A 15,573-nucleotide genomic window follows, 5' to 3' on the forward strand; every position below is an offset into this window, starting at 1 on the left:
GGCCGGCAGTGTAGGTCAGGCCGCCAGCAGCCGCACCTGGGTGGGTTCCAGCCCGACCGACACCGGCGCGCCCGCCGGAAACGGCGACAGACCGGCCAGGTGCGCCTGGTCCGCCGTCAAGCGCTGTTCGCCCACCTGCACCTGATAGCGCGTGAACTCGCCCAGGAATTCGCTGCTTTCCACGATGCCCGGCAGCCACACGTAGCGCGCGTCGCCCAGCCCGTCCGCCATTTCGATCTGCACCGTGTGCGGCCGGAAACTCGCCGCCAGCCGCGAGGCCGCGGGCGCGTCGCCCGTCAGCGGCAGCTGCAGGTCGCCCACGCCGTCCACCGCCAGCGTCAGGCTGCTGCTGGTGCGCTCGCGCACGTTGCCCTCCAGCACATTCATCGTGCCCACGAAATTCGCCACGAAGCGGTTCACCGGGTAGTCGAACAGCGTGCTGGGCGCGCCGATCTGTTGCACCACACCGTGGTCCAGCACCGCCATGCGGTCGGCCGTGGTCATGGCTTCTTCCTGGTCGTGCGTCACGAAGATCGTCGTGATGCCCAGGCGCCGTTGCAGGCTCAGCAGATCCTGGCGCATCTGCACGCGCAGCTTCTTATCCAGGTTGGACAGCGGCTCGTCCAGAAGCAGCACCTGCGGTTCGATGACGATGGTGCGCGCCAGCGCCACGCGCTGCTGCTGCCCGCCCGACAATTGGTTGGGACGCCGCTTGGCATACTGCGACAGCCCCACCAGATCGAGCGCGGCCTCGACCTTGGCGCGGATCTCGGCGCGCGGCAGCTTGCGCTCGACCAGCCCGAACGCCACGTTGTCCCACACCGTCATGTGCGGCCACAGCGCGTAGTTCTGGAACACCATGCCGATGTTGCGATGCCAGGGCGGCGTGCCGCTGATGTCCTTGCCGTCCACCAGCAACTGGCCCGCATTGTGCCGGTTAAAGCCCGCGATCAGCCGCAGGAGCGTGGATTTTCCCGATCCGGACGGCCCGAGCAGCGCAAAGAACTCGCCCGGCTCGACGCTGATGCTGACGTCCTTGAGCACTTCGGTCTTGCCGTAGGAAAGCTGGATGTTGCGGCATTCGACGCTGACTTTCTTCATGCGGATTCCCCTTCATTGCGCGCCGGCCGCTGACGCGCCGAGGCGCGATCCACCAGCAGGTGCGAGATGTACGTGCCGATCCCCACGGCGACCACCGCCAGCACGCCGAGCGCGGCGCCCGGCCCGCGGCCCGCGGCGCTCTGCATGTACAGGTAGATGCCGTAGCTCATGGGCGCCTGGCTGTCTTTGGTGACGAGCATGATGGTGGCGGACAGCTCCACGGCGGCGGTGACGAAGCTGGTCACAAACCCCGCCAGCATGCCGCCGGCCATCAGCGGCACGACCACGCGGCGTATCGTGCTCATGCGCGGGGCGCCCAGGGATTGGGCCGCTTCCTCGAGCGACACATGGATCTGCTGCAGCGCCGCCACGCACGAGCGCAGCGCATACGGCAGCCGGCGCACCGAGTACGCCAGCATGATGATGATCCACGACGAGGTCAGCAGGGTGCCCGTGCCCGGCAGTTCGATGCCGCGGAACGTGCGCAGAAAGCCGATGGCCAGCACGATGCCCGGTATCGCCAGCGCGGCGGACGCCAGGAAGTCCAGCCACTGGCGCGCGGGCAACCGGGTGCGCAGCATCAGGTAGGCGATGGCGGTGCCCACGATCACGTCGATGCCGGCCGCCAGGCCGCAGTACAGCAGCGTGTTGGCGATCATGCCCTGCGATTCGGAGAACACCGCCGCGTAGTGCGCCAGCGTGTACCCGTCGGGCAGCGGGGCATAGCTCCAGACGCTGGCCAGCGACAGCAGCAGCACGCCGATGTGCGGCGACAGCACCAGCAGCAGCACCAGGATGATCCAGCCATACGCCAGCACGCTTTCCATCGGCCCCAGCTTGCGCTTCTGAATCGAATTGCCGCCCTTTTGCAGGGTGGAGTAGTCGCGCCCCTTGAGCACCCGCGCCGACAGCCACAGCGCAAGGATCGAGAAGCCCACCATGATCACGCTGATCACATAGCCCAGCGGATCCTCCAGCCCGACCTGCGTGATGCGCAGGTACGCCTGCGGGGCCAGCATGTTGGTCGTGCCCAGCACCAGGGGCGTGCCCAGGTCGTCGAAGACCTTTACGAAGACCAGGGACGCGCCGGCCACGTAGCCGGGCAGGGCCAGCGGAAAGATCACGCGGCGGAACAGCCGGAACCCGCGCGAGCCCAGGTTGAACGCCGCTTCCTCCATCGCCCCGTCGATGTTGCGCAAGGCCACCACCAGGTTCATCAGGATGAAGGGGAAATAGTGGATGGCCTCCACGAAGATCACGCCGTTCAGGCCCTCCATGAACGGGATCGTGAAGCCGAACCAGTCGTTGAGCAGCAGGTTCACGCTGCCCGAGCGGCCGAAGATGAGCTGCATCGCCACCGCGCCGACGAAGGGCGGCATGATGAGCGGCAGCACCCCGAGCGTCTGGATCAGCAGCGCCCCGCGAAAGTCGAAGCGCACCGTGAAGTACGCCAGCGGCACCGCGATCAGCGACGCCAGCAGCGCGGACCAGCCCGCCACGTACAGGCTGTTGAAGAACGCTTCCCGCATCAGCGGCTGGTTGAAGAAAGCCCCGAAGTGGCCGGTGGTGAAACTGCCGTCGGCGTTGACGAAGGCGCTGTGAAACACCGTGCCCACGGGCACGAGCAGAAACAGCAGCAGAAAGCCCAACACCAGCAGCGCCGCCACGACGGGGCCGGCGGGCAGGCGCGAGTGGCCCGAATGATTCATCGAGATTCCCGAAATCGTTTGCCAGGAAAGCGGCGCGGAACGCGGCGGGCAGGTCAGGCCCGCCCGCCGCGTTCCACGCAGCCGATCAGAGCGCGGCGGCCTGCCGTGCGAGCTTTACGGCTTCTTCGTAGTTGGCGCGCGCGCGGCCATTCCACTCGCCTTCGAGCTGCGTGATCTGCTGGTTGACGGCAGCGTCCTTCTTGTTGCCGGCGAAGATCGCCAGGAAGGCGGGGTCGGCCGCCCTCTTGCTGTCGATCAGCGGCGCCCAGGCCAGCTTGCGCGCCTGGTCCAGCAGTTCGGCCGCCTTGCCGGTCTTGGCCTTGTCGCCCAGCTTGGCCTCGGCATCGTAGATGGCCTTGGTGGCCGCCTGCAATTCCTTCAGCCGGAACGTGACGGTCTGGTCATACAGGGACTGCACGACGTAATAGCGCGACTGCGACAGGTCGGCATCGAAATGCACCTTGCTGCGCTTGGCGATTTCCGCCGGATCGGGATAGCCCGGCGGGATCTTGCCGGCCAGCGCCGAATACGGCAGCACCGGCAGGCGCGAGATCTTCGGCTCCAGCAGCAGCTCCTGGCCGGCCTGGCTCAGGGTGAAGGCAATGAACTTCTTGCCTTCCTCGGTGTTCTTCGCGCCCTCGATCAGCGCAATGTTGGCCGGGACGATGGCCGTCTCGGACGGGTAGACGAACTCGACCGGGAACTTGGAATACTTGCTCGACAGGCCAAAGAAGTCGATCACCGGGCCCGCGCCGAACTGGCCATTGTTCACGCCGTCGGGCACGCCGAAAGACCGCTCGGTCACGGCGCTGCTGTTGCCGGACATGCGCAGCAGCGTGCGCCAGCCCTCATCCCAGCCTTCGCCCTGCAGGATGGTCTCGACCGTCAGGTGCATCGTGCCCGAGCGCGACGGCGATGTGATGCCGACGTGGCCGAACCACTTTGGCGACAGCAGATCCTTCCATTCGGCGGGCGCCGGGATCTTGTGCGCCGCGATGTAGCGGGTGTTGTAGATGATGCCGTAGCCCGCCAGCGCCTGGCCCAGGTACATGCCGCCCGGGTCGTTGATGGGGTAGCTGCCGATCTTGTCCGGCACGTCCTTGTTCGCCACGTCGGCCGACCTGGCCAGCAGCTTGTCGCGGCCCAGCACTTCGAACGCATCCGGCGCGCTGGCCCAGAACACCTCGGGGCGCTGCCCGGCCGGCGTTTCGCGCACGTAGGCGATGCCCGACACCGTGTTCTTGTTCAGGATTTCCAGGGTGATGCCCGGGTTGGCTTTCTCGAACGCGGTCTTGTAGGCCTGGGTCAGATCCTTGGGGAACGACGTGATCACCGTGACGGTGCCGGCCAGGGCCGGCGCCGTGCAGGCGGCCAGCAGCGCCCCGGCCAGGGCTGTGCGCATAGCGTGCATGGTTTGTCTCCGTGGTTTTAGATTTGTCTGGAGACAGTACCGGCTGGTCCCACCAGCGTCCAATCAGAAATTTTGATGCGCGCCATCAGGGATGGCGCCGCCGTGCGGGTCCCGGTCAGGCAGTGGCGGACACGCCGCCCTGGGCCGCGCGCGCCTGCTGCGCCAGGACCTTCGTGATCTGGCCCTGGATCTGCACCGCCTGGGCATTGAGTGCCATGACCTGCTGCGCCTTCATCTCGGCCGACATGCCGCTCGCCTGGACCTTGGCGATCTGATCCATGATGCGTTTGAGCTGCTTCTGCAACTCCTTGATCTGGCGGGTGTATTCGTCTTCGTTGTCGGTTTCTTCGGTCGCCTGCGCGTTGGCGACCTTGGCGGCGCCCGGGTTGTTGACGCGGATCTTGCCCTCATCGGTCACGGACACGGCGTCCTGGCCGGACGCGTTCTTGGCTTCCTTGTTGGCCTGGATCTTCTCGGCCCACAGGTCGGCAAGGCTGCCGATCCGGGACGTGCCGCTGATGCTGTTGATCGCCATGACTGCTCCTGTTGCGTCGGGATTTCGGGTTTTCCATTAATACGGCAATCGGAGCCCGAAACTTAAACGTTGCCCGGTCTCGATGGCCCCCTTTACACTGGCGCCCGCTCGCAGTCCGAAACCCTAATCCGTACCATCCCCCGGGGAATCCATGTCCAATTCCTACTTTCCGCGCTGGCGCCTGGCAGATGATGCCGAGCCCGGCGTCATCATCGCGCCCGACGAACGGCTTTCCTGGCCCAAGAACGTGGCCATGGGCGCCCAGCACGTCGTCGCGATGTTCGGTTCGACCGTCCTGGCGCCCTTGCTCATGGGATTCGACCCCAACGTCGCGATCCTCATGTCGGGCATCGGCACGCTGATCTTCTTTCTCTTCGTCGGCGGTCGCGTGCCCAGCTACCTGGGTTCCAGCTTCGCGTTCATCGGGGGCGTCATCGCGGTGACCGGCTATGCCGGCGCGGGGGCGAATGCCAATATCGGGGTAGCCCTGGGCGCCATCATCGCCTGCGGCCTGGCCTACACGCTGATCGGGGTGATCGTCTGGATCGTCAACGCCCGCGCGGGCGGCGGCGCCAACTGGATCGACACCCTCATGCCCCCCGTCGTGACGGGCGCGGTCGTCGCCGTCATCGGCCTGAACCTCGCGCCCATCGCCGCCAAGGGCGCCATGGGCGCCTCGGGCTTTGACAGTGTCATGGCGATCGTGACGATCGTGTGCGTCGGCGGCATTGCCGTCTATACGCGCGGCATGGTGCAACGCCTGCTGATCCTCGTCGGCCTGATCCTCGCCTGCGTCGTGTACGCGGTCCTCGCCAATGGGCTGGGTCTGGGCAAGCCCATCGACTTCTCGGCAGTTTCCGCGGCCGCGTGGTTCGGCCTGCCGAAATTTTCCGCGCCGGTGTTCAAGGCCGAGGCCATGGGCCTGATCGTGCCGGTCGCCATCATCCTGGTGGCCGAAAACCTGGGCCACGTCAAAGCCGTCAGCGCCATGACGGGACAGGACCTGGACCGCTACCTGGGCCGGGCGTTCGTCGGCGACGGCGTCGCCACGATGGTCTCGGGCGCGGTGGGCGGCACGGGCGTCACCACGTATGCCGAGAACATCGGCGTGATGGCCGTCACGCGCATCTACTCCACGCTGGTCTTCGTGATTGCGGCCCTGATCGCCATCGTCCTGGGCTTCTCGCCCAAGTTTGGCGCGCTCATCCAGACGATTCCCGGGCCCGTGCTGGGCGGCATGTCGGTCGTCGTGTTCGGCCTGATCGCCATCGCCGGCGCCCGCATCTGGGTGGTCAACCAGGTCGATTTCACCGACAACCGCAACCTCATCGTGGCCGCGGTCACCCTGGTGCTGGGCGCGGGAGACTTCACCGTCAAGCTGGGCGACTTCACGCTGGGCGGCATCGGCACCGCCACCTTTGGCGCCATCATCCTGTACGCGCTCCTGCGCCGCAAGACGTAGCGGCGCGCAAGCCCGGGTTTTCGCCGCTTCGCCTTCGCGTGACCAAATAACGGGTTTACGCGGGTTACAGCGGTGAAATCCGCCGAAAAGGCCGTTTTCTCCGGTGGCTTGCAATTCCCGTTGAGTTTGACCACAATAGGGTCTTGATTGCCCCGGTTCCGACCCGAGCCGGGGTTTTGTTTTGGTCGCCCGCGCCGCTTGCCCGTTGTTCACGTATCAGACGGCACGCGCGCCGGTCCTGCGACCTTCACCGAGAACGCTCCTTCGGGGCGTTTTTCTACTTTTGTTTGGGAAACGACATGTCTGCCATTCCTTTGACCGTGCGCGGGGCCGAGCGCTTGCAAGAAGAGCTCCAGCGGCTGAAAACCGTGGAACGTCCTGCCGTGATTAACGCAATCGCCGAAGCTCGCGCGCAGGGTGATCTGTCGGAAAATGCCGAATACGACGCAGCTCGCGAGCGCCAGGGTTTTATCGAGGGCCGGATTGCCGAGCTTGAAGGCACGCTTTCCAATGCTCACATCATCGATCCGTCGGCGCTAGAGGCCGAAGGCCGCGCTGTGTTTGGCGCGACCGTCGACATCGAAGACCTGGATTCGGGCGACCGCGTCACCTACCAGATCGTCGGCGACGTCGAGGCCGATATCAAGTCGAACCTGATTTCCGTGTCCAGCCCCGTGGCTCGCGCACTGATCGGAAAGAGCGAAGGCGACGTCGTCGAGGTCATGGCCCCGGCTGGCGTGCGCGAATATGAAGTCCTGGGCGTGCGTTACATCTGACGCAAACGTCACTAGCAGTAAAAAGTCAAACCACCTAGGCCCGGACGCAACGTTCGTCTGAATTCCGCGGTACATTGCGGATCGCTATGGTGGACCGGGCGCGCGTAGCGCCCGTTTTTGTGCCTGGATCTACCTTTTGGGCGTCCTGCGGCTGGTGCCGCTGCGAGCGCCGGCCCGCAGGCTGAGCGCGCTGCCAGTACGGCGCGGAATGCCGGAGCCTGCGGCAGCGGGGCGCTTGTTGGAGGGGCGCATGGGCTTGCCCTTCTTGTTGAGTTCGTCCTGGGGGACGTAACGCTTCTTGGCGGGCTGGGGCTCTTCGGTTTCGGAGCGGCGCGGACGCTTGGCAAGGGTGCGGCCCTCTGCGGCCAGCTTCTTGGGCGTGTACGGCTCCGAAGCGCGGCGCTTGGGCGCCGGCTGGGGTTCCTGGGCGGCCAGCGCGGCGGGCTTGATGTTGCCAGGCAGCGGACGGAACAGAATCAGGGTCTTGCCCAAGTGATGCACGGGGGCGCAGGACAGCGTGTCGCAGATCGTCGCCAGCATGGCGTCGCGGGCTTCACGGTCGTCGCCGCCGGCGCGCACCTTGATCAGGCCATGCGAAGTCAGCGCCAGGTCGATTTCCTTGAGCACGGCGTCGGTCAGGCCGTTGTCGCCAATCAGGACGACAGGGCGCAGAGGGTGAGCGGCGGACCGCAGGTCGCTGCGCTCACGAGAGGTAAGTTCTAATATAGGCATGCGTGGAATTGTACGGTAATGGCCAAGAATAAATTCTCTAAAGACTGGATTCACCAGCACATCAACGATCCCTATGTGAAGCTGGCGCAACAGAAGGGCTACCGCGCCCGCGCCGCCTTCAAATTGATCGAGATTCTCGACACCGAAAAGCTGATGCGTCGGGGGGATCTGGTTGTCGACCTGGGGTCCGCCCCGGGCAGCTGGTCGCAGGTGGCGCGCGAACGGCTCGCGGGGCCAGGCGGCATCGTGGACGGCCGCATCATCGCGCTGGACATCCTGCCCATGGAGCCGGTGGCGGGGGTGGAATTCATCCAGGGCGACTTCCGCGAAGAAGAAGTTCTGAAACAATTGGAAGACATGGTCGGATCCCGCGCGGTGGACCTTGTTATTTCCGACATGGCCCCCAACTTGTCAGGCGTGGGTATTGCCGATTCCGCGCGCATCCAGCATGTTTGCGAACTGGCAATGGAATTTTCCTGCGCCCATTTGAAGCCCAACGGGGCGCTGATCGTCAAGGCTTTCCATGGCACCGGCTTTTCGCAGATCGTGGAATCCTTCAAGAAGCGCTTCAAGCGGGTGGTCGAACGCAAACCGAAGGCGTCTCGGGATAAATCCTCAGAAACCTTTCTGGTGGCGCGCGATCTGAAGTAACGACATCCGCATTCCACATCCGGGGCGCGCGCCCCGGCCAAGAAAACTCCGTCCCGCCGAGACAACGACCAGAAAACTCAAGAATCAAATGTAATTAAATGGGCCCCACGGCTGCCAGGACGCAACCTCGTCCGTCAGGGTAGAATGGGCTATTGACATACTTGTGACTGTGCCATACGCGGGTGCACAGTCGCCGGTCGGAATCGAAAGCAGGAGATCGACCTTGAACAATTCATTTTCCAAAGTCGCTGTCTGGATGGTGATAGCCCTGGTGCTGTTCACCGTCTTCAAACAGTTCGACGGACGCGCCCAGACGCAGGACGGCGTGACCTACACCCAGTTCATGGACGACGCCAAGGCGGGACGTATCCGCAAGGTCGACGTCCAGGGCGACGTGCTGTACGTCACGCCTGACGCGGGTCGCGCCTACACGCTGACTTCCCCCGGCGATCTCTGGATGGTCTCCGATCTGCTGAAGTACGGCGTGCAGGTCTCGGGCAAGCCGCGTGAAGAGCAGTCGCTCCTGATGAGCATCTTCGTGTCGTGGTTCCCCATGCTGCTCCTGATCGGCGTCTGGGTGTTCTTCATGCGCCAGATGCAGGGCGGGGGCAGGGGCGGCGCATTCAGCTTCGGCAAGTCGCGCGCCCGGATGCTCGACGAGAACACCAACCAGATCACCTTCGCCGACGTCGCGGGCTGCGACGAAGCCAAGGAAGACGTCCAGGAACTGGTCGACTTCCTGCGCGACCCCAGCAAGTTCCAGAAGCTGGGCGGCCGCATTCCGCGCGGCGTGCTGATGGTGGGTTCGCCCGGTACCGGCAAGACGCTGCTGGCCAAGGCCATCGCCGGCGAAGCCAAAGTGCCGTTCTTCAGCATCTCCGGCTCGGATTTCGTTGAAATGTTCGTCGGCGTGGGCGCAGCCCGTGTCCGCGACATGTTCGAAAACGCCAAGAAGCACGCCCCCTGCATCATCTTCATCGACGAAATCGATGCGGTCGGCCGCCAGCGCGGCGCCGGTCTGGGCGGCGGCAACGACGAACGCGAACAGACGCTGAACCAGATGCTGGTTGAAATGGACGGCTTCGAATCCGGCCAGGGCGTCATCGTGATCGCCGCGACCAACCGTCCCGACGTGCTGGATCCGGCGCTGCTGCGTCCGGGCCGCTTCGATCGCCAAGTGGTCGTGCCGCTGCCCGATATCCGCGGCCGCGAGCAGATCCTGAAGGTCCACATGCGCAAGGTGCCGCTGTCGCCCAACGTCGACGCGACCATCCTGGCGCGCGGTTGCCCGGGCTTCTCCGGCGCTGACCTCGCCAACCTGGTCAACGAAGCCGCGCTGTTCGCCGCGCGCCGCAACGGCCGCACGGTGGATATGTCCGACTTCGAAAAGGCGAAGGACAAGATCATCATGGGCGCGGAACGCCGCTCCATCGTGATGCCCGAAGAAGAACGCAAGAACACCGCGTACCACGAGTCCGGCCACGCGATCGTCGCGCGCATGCTGCCCAAGACCGACCCGGTCCACAAGGTCACCATCATCCCGCGCGGCCGCGCGCTGGGCGTGACGATGCAGTTGCCGGAAACCGACCGCTACAGCATGGACAAGGGCCGTCTGCTGTCCACGATCGCCGTGCTGTTCGGCGGTCGCATCGCGGAAGAAATCTTCATGGACCAGATGACGACGGGCGCCTCGAACGACTTCGAACGCGCCACCGCCATCGCCCGCGACATCGTCACGCGCTACGGCATGACCGACGAACTGGGCCCCATGGTCTACGCCGAGAACGAAGGCGAGGTCTTCCTGGGCCGCAGCGTCACCAAGACCACGCACATGTCCGAAGCCACCATGCAGAAGGTGGACACCGAGATCCGCCGCATCATCGATGAGCAGTACGGTGTTGCGCGCAAGATCCTGGAAGACAATCGCGACAAGGTCGAAGTCATGACGTCCGCGCTGCTCGAATGGGAAACCATCGACGCCGACCAGATCAACGACATCATGGAAGGCCGCCCGCCGCGTCCTCCGAAGACGCCGCAAGGCCCGTCGGACACGTCCGACACGCCGCCGACCGGCCTGGCTGCAGGTGGTAACACGGCAGCCGCAGTCTGAGGTTCGTCGTTCTGGTTTATGGCAAATAACTTCCTTTGCGGGCGCTTCGAGTTCGAACTCGAGCGCCCGCTTGTCATGGGTATCGTCAATGTCACGCCGGATTCGTTTTCCGATGGCGGCCAGCACGACGATACCGATTCCGCCGTGGCGCATGCGCGCCAGTTGATCAGCGAAGGCGCCCAGATCCTGGATCTGGGGGGCGAATCCACCCGGCCGGGGGCCGACCCCGTTTCCGTCGCCGATGAATTGGACCGCCTGCTGCCGGTCGTGGAGGCGTTGCGCGACTGCGGCGTGCCGCTGTCCATCGACACCTTCAAGCCCGAAGTCATGCGGGCCACGCTGGATGCCGGCGCGGACATGATCAATGACATCTACGGCTTCAGGCAGCCCGGCGCCATCGAGGCCGTGTCGCAATCGCGCTGCGGCCTGTGCGTCATGCACATGAAAGGCGAGCCCCGCACCATGCAGGCCTCGCCGCCCGAGTACACCGACCTGATCGGTGAAATCGGCCTGTTCCTGGGGGCGCGCGCGCAAAAGCTGCGCGCGGCCTGGATCGATCCTCGCCGCATCGTGCTGGACCCGGGCTTCGGGTTCGGCAAGACGGCAGACCAGAACTTTCAACTGTTGCGCCGGCTGTCCAGCCTGCGCAGCACCGGTTATCCATTGCTGATCGGCCTGTCGCGCAAGAACATGATCGGCCAGGCCACCGGCCGGCCCGTCGGCGACCGGCTGCCCGGCAGCATTGCCGCCGCGCTTGCCTGCGTCGCGCGTGGCGCCTCCATCGTGCGCGTGCACGATGTTGCGGCCACGGTGGATGCGCTTAAGGTATGGCAGGCGGCTGAACAAGGAGCAATCAGTTCATGATTCGACGTAAATATTTCGGTACCGATGGCGTGCGCGGCGAAGTCGGCGGCCCGGTGATCAACGCCGAGTTCGCGCTGCGGTTAGGCTACGCGGCTGGCCGCGTGCTGGCGCGCGAGCACGCCGTGCGTGGCGCGAGCCGTCCCCAGGTCGTCATCGGCAAGGACACCCGCATTTCCGGCTACATGCTGGAATCCGCCCTGGAAGCGGGCCTGTCCGCCGCCGGCATCGACGTGCTGCTGGCCGGCCCCATCCCCACGCCTGCCGTGGCGTACCTGACGCGCGCCCTGCGCCTGGTGGCCGGCATCGTGATCAGCGCATCGCATAATCCCTACCAGGACAACGGCATTAAGTTCTTCTCGGCGCAGGGCATGAAGCTGCCCGACGACATCGAGGCCGACATCGAGGCCGCGCTGGACGAACCCCTGGGCTGCGTCAGCTCGGAAGGACTGGGGCGCGCGCGCCGCATGGGCGACGCCCAGGGCCGTTACATCGAGTTCTGCAAGAGCACGTTCCCCAACGACCTGGACCTGAACGGCATGACGATCGTGGTCGACGCCGCCCACGGCGCCGCCTACAACATCGCCCCGCACGTCTTCCGCGAACTGGGCGCCGAGGTCCACGCGATCGGCGTGCATCCCGACGGCTTCAACATCAACAAGGGCGTGGGCGCGCTGCACCCGGAACTGCTGGCCAAGGAAGTGAAGGCCCGGGGTGCCCAGTTGGGCATCGCGCTGGACGGCGACGCCGACCGCCTGCAGATGGTGGACGGCGAGGGCCGCATCTACAACGGCGACGAGCTCATGTACGCCATCGTGCGCGAGCGCATGCAGCGCGGCAAGGTCGAAGGCGTGGTTGGCACCCTGATGACCAATTTCGGCTTCGAGCGCGAAATGAAGCGCCTGGGCGTGGGTTTTGACCGCGCCAACGTGGGCGACCGCTACGTGCTGGAACAGATGCAATCCCGCGGCTGGCTGTACGGCGGCGAAAGCTCCGGCCACCTGCTGTGCCTGGACTGCCACTCCACCGGCGACGGCATCGTGGCCGCCCTGCAGGTGCTGACGGCGCTGCGCCGCAATTCGGTCAAGCTGGCCGACTGGGTCAGCGACCTGCGCATGTATCCGCAGAAGATGATCAACGTGCCGCTGACGCCGGGCCTGGACTGGAAGACCCACGCCGGGCTGACCGCCGCGCGCCAGTCCGTCGAGGCCGAACTGGATGGCCGGGGCCGGATCCTGATCCGCGCGTCGGGCACCGAACCCAAGCTGCGCCTCATGGTGGAAGCCGAGGATGAGGCCCTGGCGAACGTTTCCGCGGAGAAGCTTGCGGCAAGCCTGGGGTAAACCCTGAGTTTTCGTTTTAATATGTGGGCCACGCGTCGTTAACGATGCGTGGCCTTCGTTTTTGGCGGTGTCCAGAATTTGTTTGTTGAGACGGGCTTGCGTCGGCGGAATTAGAAAATTTCCGGTCCGCCCTAAGCTTCATAGTCACGTAACATATCGGTCAAGTCTTTGACATACAGGGCGTCCACACTGGCTGGACTCTCTAGGAGCTTCGCGCAATGCTGGAACTAGCACGCATCAACCCGAGCCGTAATGCCGCAGAACCCTGGACGGGGGGCGCCCCGAAGGTCCTGGCGGTCGGCCTGGCGCGCACCACAGAAGAGATAGAGCAGATACAACGTCTGCGCTATGACGTCTTCACCGAGGATATGGGCGCGGTCTTCCCGGACGCGCACGATGGCATCGAACAGGACCGCTTCGATCCCTTTTGCGAACATCTCATGGTCCGGGAAATCGGAACCGACCGGGTCGTCGGCACCTACCGGATCCTGACCCCGGAAAAAGCGCGCGAAGCGGGCGGCTATTACTCGCAGTCCGAGTTCGACCTTTCCGGCCTGGGCGCCATCCGCGACGAAATCGTCGAGGTCGGCCGCTCGTGCACCCACGCGGACTACCGCGGGGGCGCGGTCATCATGTTGCTGTGGTCCGGCCTGGCCGAATACCTGCGCCGCGGCGGCCACGAATACGTGCTCGGTTGCGCCAGCGTGAGCCTGCGCGACGACGGCGTCACGGCGGCCGAAGTGTGGCGCACCGTGGCCAAGTACATGCCGCAGGGCGACGATCCGCGCGTCACGCCCTTGCACCGTTACCCCGTCGAAAAGCTCAACAGCACCTTGCCGGCGCGGGTTCCGCCCTTGATCAAGGGCTACCTGAAGCTGGGCGCCAAGGTCTGCGGCGAACCGGCATGGGATCCGGACTTCAATGCCGCGGATTTCCCGGTGCTCTTGAAGATGGAGCGCATGGACGAGCGCTACCGCCGCCATTTCGGCCTGGACCAGCCGGTCGTCGTGAATACCCAGCGTTAGAGCCAGAGACCATGCGCCGCCTATTCCGCCGGATGACGATCAGACTGATACGGCGGGCCACCAGGCCGCTGCGCATGGAACTGCGGCGGCTCGATCGCGAAACCGATCTGTCGCCCTTTTGAATGGCCGGGCGGCCGCGCCGCGCCGGCCTTTCAGAACTCCAGCAGTTCGAACGAAAATCCGACCTTGTTCCACTCGGCTTCTTCCGCGCGCAGCGTGAAGTCGCTCAAGGGGTGTTCGGCCAGCCATTCGCGGTTGACCCGCACCACGATGGAGTTGTCGCGCACCGAGGCCGTCAGCGGCAGGGGCTCGATTTCGCCACGGCGCCGGAACAGCAGCACGGCCAGGCGCAGCGCAAGAATGGCTTTCCATTGCGGGCGCGTGCGCACCAGCGGCTCCACCTTGCCGAGCTTGCCCTGGTGTCCCAGCGCCAGCAAGGCCAGCAATTGCTGGTCGGCGCGCGAAAAACCCGGCATGTCGGCGTTTTCCAGCACGTAGGCGGTGTGCTTGTGATACGCGTTGTGGGCGATCGACAGGCCCACTTCGTGCAGGTCGGCCGCCCAGCCCAGCGCGGGCCGCAGTTCGGCACGCTCCGGACCCTCGGGGAACATCGCGTCGAACAGGTTCAGGGCGGCGTTGCGCACGCGGCGCGCCTGATTCACATCGACGTGGTAGCGCTTCATGAACTGGCGAACCGATTCATCGCGCTTGTCATGTTCGTCGTCGCGGCCCAGCAGGTCGTACAGCACGCCCAGGCGCAGCGCGCCGTCGCCCGTATGCATGACGTCGATGCCAAGTTCGTCAAAGAGCGCGCTCATGATGGCCAGGCCGCCAGGCAGCACGTCAGCCCGCTCGATCTTGATGCCGGGCAGTTCGGACGGAATGACGCGGCCCGAACGCACGATACGGTCCTTCAGCTTGGTCAGGCCCGCCCGCGTGATGCCGCGGTCGGAATAGCCGCCCTCGGTCAGGATGGCAAACAGCGCCTTGGCGGTGCCCGACGAGCCATATGCCTCTTTCCAGCCCGTTTTGCGGTACTGCTTGGAGATGACTTCGATTTCACGGCGGGCGGCCAGTTCGGCCTGCTTCATCTGGTGCGCGTCCACCACGCCGTCCGAAAAGAACTGGCGGCTGTAGCTGACGCAGCCCATGTAAAGCGAGGACATCAGGCCCGGTTCATGGCCCTTGCCAATGATGACTTCGGTGGAACCGCCGCCGATGTCGATGACCAGGCGCTTGTTGGGGGAGGGGGGCAGGGTGTGAACGACGCCCGTGAAGATCAGGCGTGCCTCTTCGCGTCCGGCAATGACTTCGATCGGGAAGCCCAGTGCCGCTTCCGCCCGGGGCAGGAAGTCGCGCGTATTGCGGGCGACGCGGAACGTGTTGGTCGCCACCGCGCGGACGCGGTTGGGATGGAAACTGCGCAGTCGTTCGCCGAACCGCTCCAGGACGGCGATGGCGCGGTCGATGGCGTCGTCGCCAAGCCGCTTTTCCGCGTCCAGGCCGGCGGCGAGTCGGACGGTTTCCTTGAGGCGGTCGATTTGATAGATCTGGGGCGTACCGTCCTGCTGAACGATGCGTCCGATGGAAAGGCGAAAGCTGTTGGACCCGAGGTCCACCGCGGCCAGAAGTTGATCCATGCGGCTCGTAAATATTGGCTGTAAGGTGGACCGATTATAGAGATCCCATGTGACAACGCCTTCGGTTCAGCGTTTTCGCTTACGTAACAAGGGTTTGGGAGCATTGCGGTGGTGTGCCATACGTCCCGCATTTGGCGTACGCTAACGATTTGCATTGTCATGGAAGCGTCACGATTTTGCAGTAAAACTGCACGCTCCTCTTTCCCATGGAATCCGG

Annotated in this window: 13 protein-coding genes; 7 read left to right on the forward strand and 6 right to left on the reverse strand. The window is 64.9% G+C overall.

From position 1 onward, the window contains the following. Positions 1-15 precede the first annotated feature (15 nt). The 4 genes from BMW75_RS09475 to BMW75_RS09490 all read right to left on the reverse strand — a co-directional run bounded on the left by BMW75_RS09475 (position 16) and on the right by BMW75_RS09490 (position 4,756). Positions 16-1,101 carry an ABC transporter ATP-binding protein gene (locus BMW75_RS09475; RefSeq protein WP_076515855.1) on the reverse strand — a complete coding sequence of 362 codons (1,086 nt, stop codon included), beginning with the start codon at positions 1,099-1,101 and terminating at the stop codon, positions 16-18. Next, the gene (locus BMW75_RS09480) at positions 1,098-2,810 is read right to left on the reverse strand and encodes an ABC transporter permease (protein WP_092578844.1); all 1,713 of its coding nucleotides are present in this window, start codon (positions 2,808-2,810) and stop codon (positions 1,098-1,100) included. The genes BMW75_RS09475 and BMW75_RS09480 overlap by 4 nt, the downstream gene beginning before the upstream one ends. An 85-nt stretch (positions 2,811-2,895) precedes the next feature. Beyond that, the gene (locus tag BMW75_RS09485; protein WP_092578846.1) at positions 2,896-4,221 is read right to left on the reverse strand and encodes an ABC transporter substrate-binding protein; all 1,326 of its coding nucleotides are present in this window, start codon (positions 4,219-4,221) and stop codon (positions 2,896-2,898) included. 115 nt (positions 4,222-4,336) lie between these two features. Next, positions 4,337-4,756, reverse strand: a complete 420-nt coding sequence (locus tag BMW75_RS09490; RefSeq protein ID WP_076515849.1) for a FlxA-like family protein — start codon at positions 4,754-4,756, stop codon at positions 4,337-4,339. Between the two features lie 151 nt (positions 4,757-4,907). Between BMW75_RS09490 and BMW75_RS09495 the strand changes: the two genes are divergently transcribed. Together BMW75_RS09495 and greA are read left to right on the forward strand one after the other, a co-directional pair. Further along, positions 4,908-6,218, forward strand: coding sequence for a solute carrier family 23 protein (locus BMW75_RS09495; RefSeq protein WP_076515847.1), 1,311 nt, complete (start codon positions 4,908-4,910; stop codon positions 6,216-6,218). A 299-nt stretch (positions 6,219-6,517) separates the two neighbouring features. Continuing rightward, positions 6,518-6,994 carry a transcription elongation factor GreA gene (gene greA, locus BMW75_RS09500; RefSeq protein ID WP_076515845.1) on the forward strand — a complete coding sequence of 159 codons (477 nt, stop codon included), beginning with the start codon at positions 6,518-6,520 and terminating at the stop codon, positions 6,992-6,994. A gap of 129 nt (positions 6,995-7,123) precedes the next feature. Here greA and BMW75_RS09505 read toward each other — a convergent pair whose 3' ends face one another. Then, the gene (locus tag BMW75_RS09505) at positions 7,124-7,726 is read right to left on the reverse strand and encodes a YhbY family RNA-binding protein (RefSeq protein WP_076515843.1); all 603 of its coding nucleotides are present in this window, start codon (positions 7,724-7,726) and stop codon (positions 7,124-7,126) included. Between the two features lie 18 nt (positions 7,727-7,744). Between BMW75_RS09505 and BMW75_RS09510 the strand changes: the two genes are divergently transcribed. The 5 genes from BMW75_RS09510 (at position 7,745) to BMW75_RS09530 (ending at position 13,716) form a co-directional block, all read left to right on the forward strand. Beyond that, entirely contained in the window at positions 7,745-8,377 is a 633-nt protein-coding gene (locus BMW75_RS09510; RefSeq protein ID WP_092578848.1) for an RlmE family RNA methyltransferase, read from the forward strand. Between the two features lie 223 nt (positions 8,378-8,600). Beyond that, complete coding sequence (gene ftsH, locus BMW75_RS09515; RefSeq protein ID WP_076515839.1) at positions 8,601-10,487, forward strand: ATP-dependent zinc metalloprotease FtsH; 1,887 nt, start codon at positions 8,601-8,603, stop codon at positions 10,485-10,487. Between the two features lie 18 nt (positions 10,488-10,505). Further along, positions 10,506-11,351: a dihydropteroate synthase gene (gene folP, locus BMW75_RS09520; RefSeq protein ID WP_076515838.1), complete on the forward strand. Its 846-nt coding sequence runs from the start codon at positions 10,506-10,508 to the stop codon at positions 11,349-11,351. After that, positions 11,348-12,691: a phosphoglucosamine mutase gene (glmM, locus tag BMW75_RS09525; RefSeq protein WP_076515836.1), complete on the forward strand. Its 1,344-nt coding sequence runs from the start codon at positions 11,348-11,350 to the stop codon at positions 12,689-12,691. Before folP ends, glmM begins: the two co-directional genes overlap by 4 nt. Positions 12,692-12,909: 218 nt before the next feature. Continuing rightward, positions 12,910-13,716 carry a GNAT family N-acetyltransferase gene (locus BMW75_RS09530; protein ID WP_092578850.1) on the forward strand — a complete coding sequence of 269 codons (807 nt, stop codon included), beginning with the start codon at positions 12,910-12,912 and terminating at the stop codon, positions 13,714-13,716. A gap of 152 nt (positions 13,717-13,868) precedes the next feature. On the opposite strand, the gene ppx is transcribed toward BMW75_RS09530, so the two are convergent. Continuing rightward, positions 13,869-15,356 carry an exopolyphosphatase gene (ppx, locus tag BMW75_RS09535; RefSeq protein WP_092578852.1) on the reverse strand — a complete coding sequence of 496 codons (1,488 nt, stop codon included), beginning with the start codon at positions 15,354-15,356 and terminating at the stop codon, positions 13,869-13,871. Positions 15,357-15,573: the final 217 nt, after the last annotated feature.

This window comes from Achromobacter sp. NFACC18-2 (genome assembly GCF_900108985.1).
GTDB lineage: Bacteria > Pseudomonadota > Gammaproteobacteria > Burkholderiales > Burkholderiaceae_B > Achromobacter.

Coding starts and splice junctions, on each gene's coding strand:
- ppx (WP_092578852.1), bottom strand. CDS start 15,356: ATGGATCAACTTCTGGCCGCGGTGGACCTCGGGTCCAACAGCTTTCGC.
- BMW75_RS09505 (WP_076515843.1), bottom strand. CDS start 7,726: ATGCCTATATTAGAACTTACCTCTCGTGAGCGCAGCGACCTGCGGTCC.
- BMW75_RS09530 (WP_092578850.1), top strand. CDS start 12,910: ATGCTGGAACTAGCACGCATCAACCCGAGCCGTAATGCCGCAGAACCC.
- BMW75_RS09510 (WP_092578848.1), top strand. CDS start 7,745: ATGGCCAAGAATAAATTCTCTAAAGACTGGATTCACCAGCACATCAAC.
- BMW75_RS09490 (WP_076515849.1), bottom strand. CDS start 4,756: ATGGCGATCAACAGCATCAGCGGCACGTCCCGGATCGGCAGCCTTGCC.
- BMW75_RS09480 (WP_092578844.1), bottom strand. CDS start 2,810: ATGAATCATTCGGGCCACTCGCGCCTGCCCGCCGGCCCCGTCGTGGCG.
- BMW75_RS09485 (WP_092578846.1), bottom strand. CDS start 4,221: ATGCACGCTATGCGCACAGCCCTGGCCGGGGCGCTGCTGGCCGCCTGC.
- BMW75_RS09475 (WP_076515855.1), bottom strand. CDS start 1,101: ATGAAGAAAGTCAGCGTCGAATGCCGCAACATCCAGCTTTCCTACGGC.
- folP (WP_076515838.1), top strand. CDS start 10,506: ATGGCAAATAACTTCCTTTGCGGGCGCTTCGAGTTCGAACTCGAGCGC.
- glmM (WP_076515836.1), top strand. CDS start 11,348: ATGATTCGACGTAAATATTTCGGTACCGATGGCGTGCGCGGCGAAGTC.
- greA (WP_076515845.1), top strand. CDS start 6,518: ATGTCTGCCATTCCTTTGACCGTGCGCGGGGCCGAGCGCTTGCAAGAA.
- BMW75_RS09495 (WP_076515847.1), top strand. CDS start 4,908: ATGTCCAATTCCTACTTTCCGCGCTGGCGCCTGGCAGATGATGCCGAG.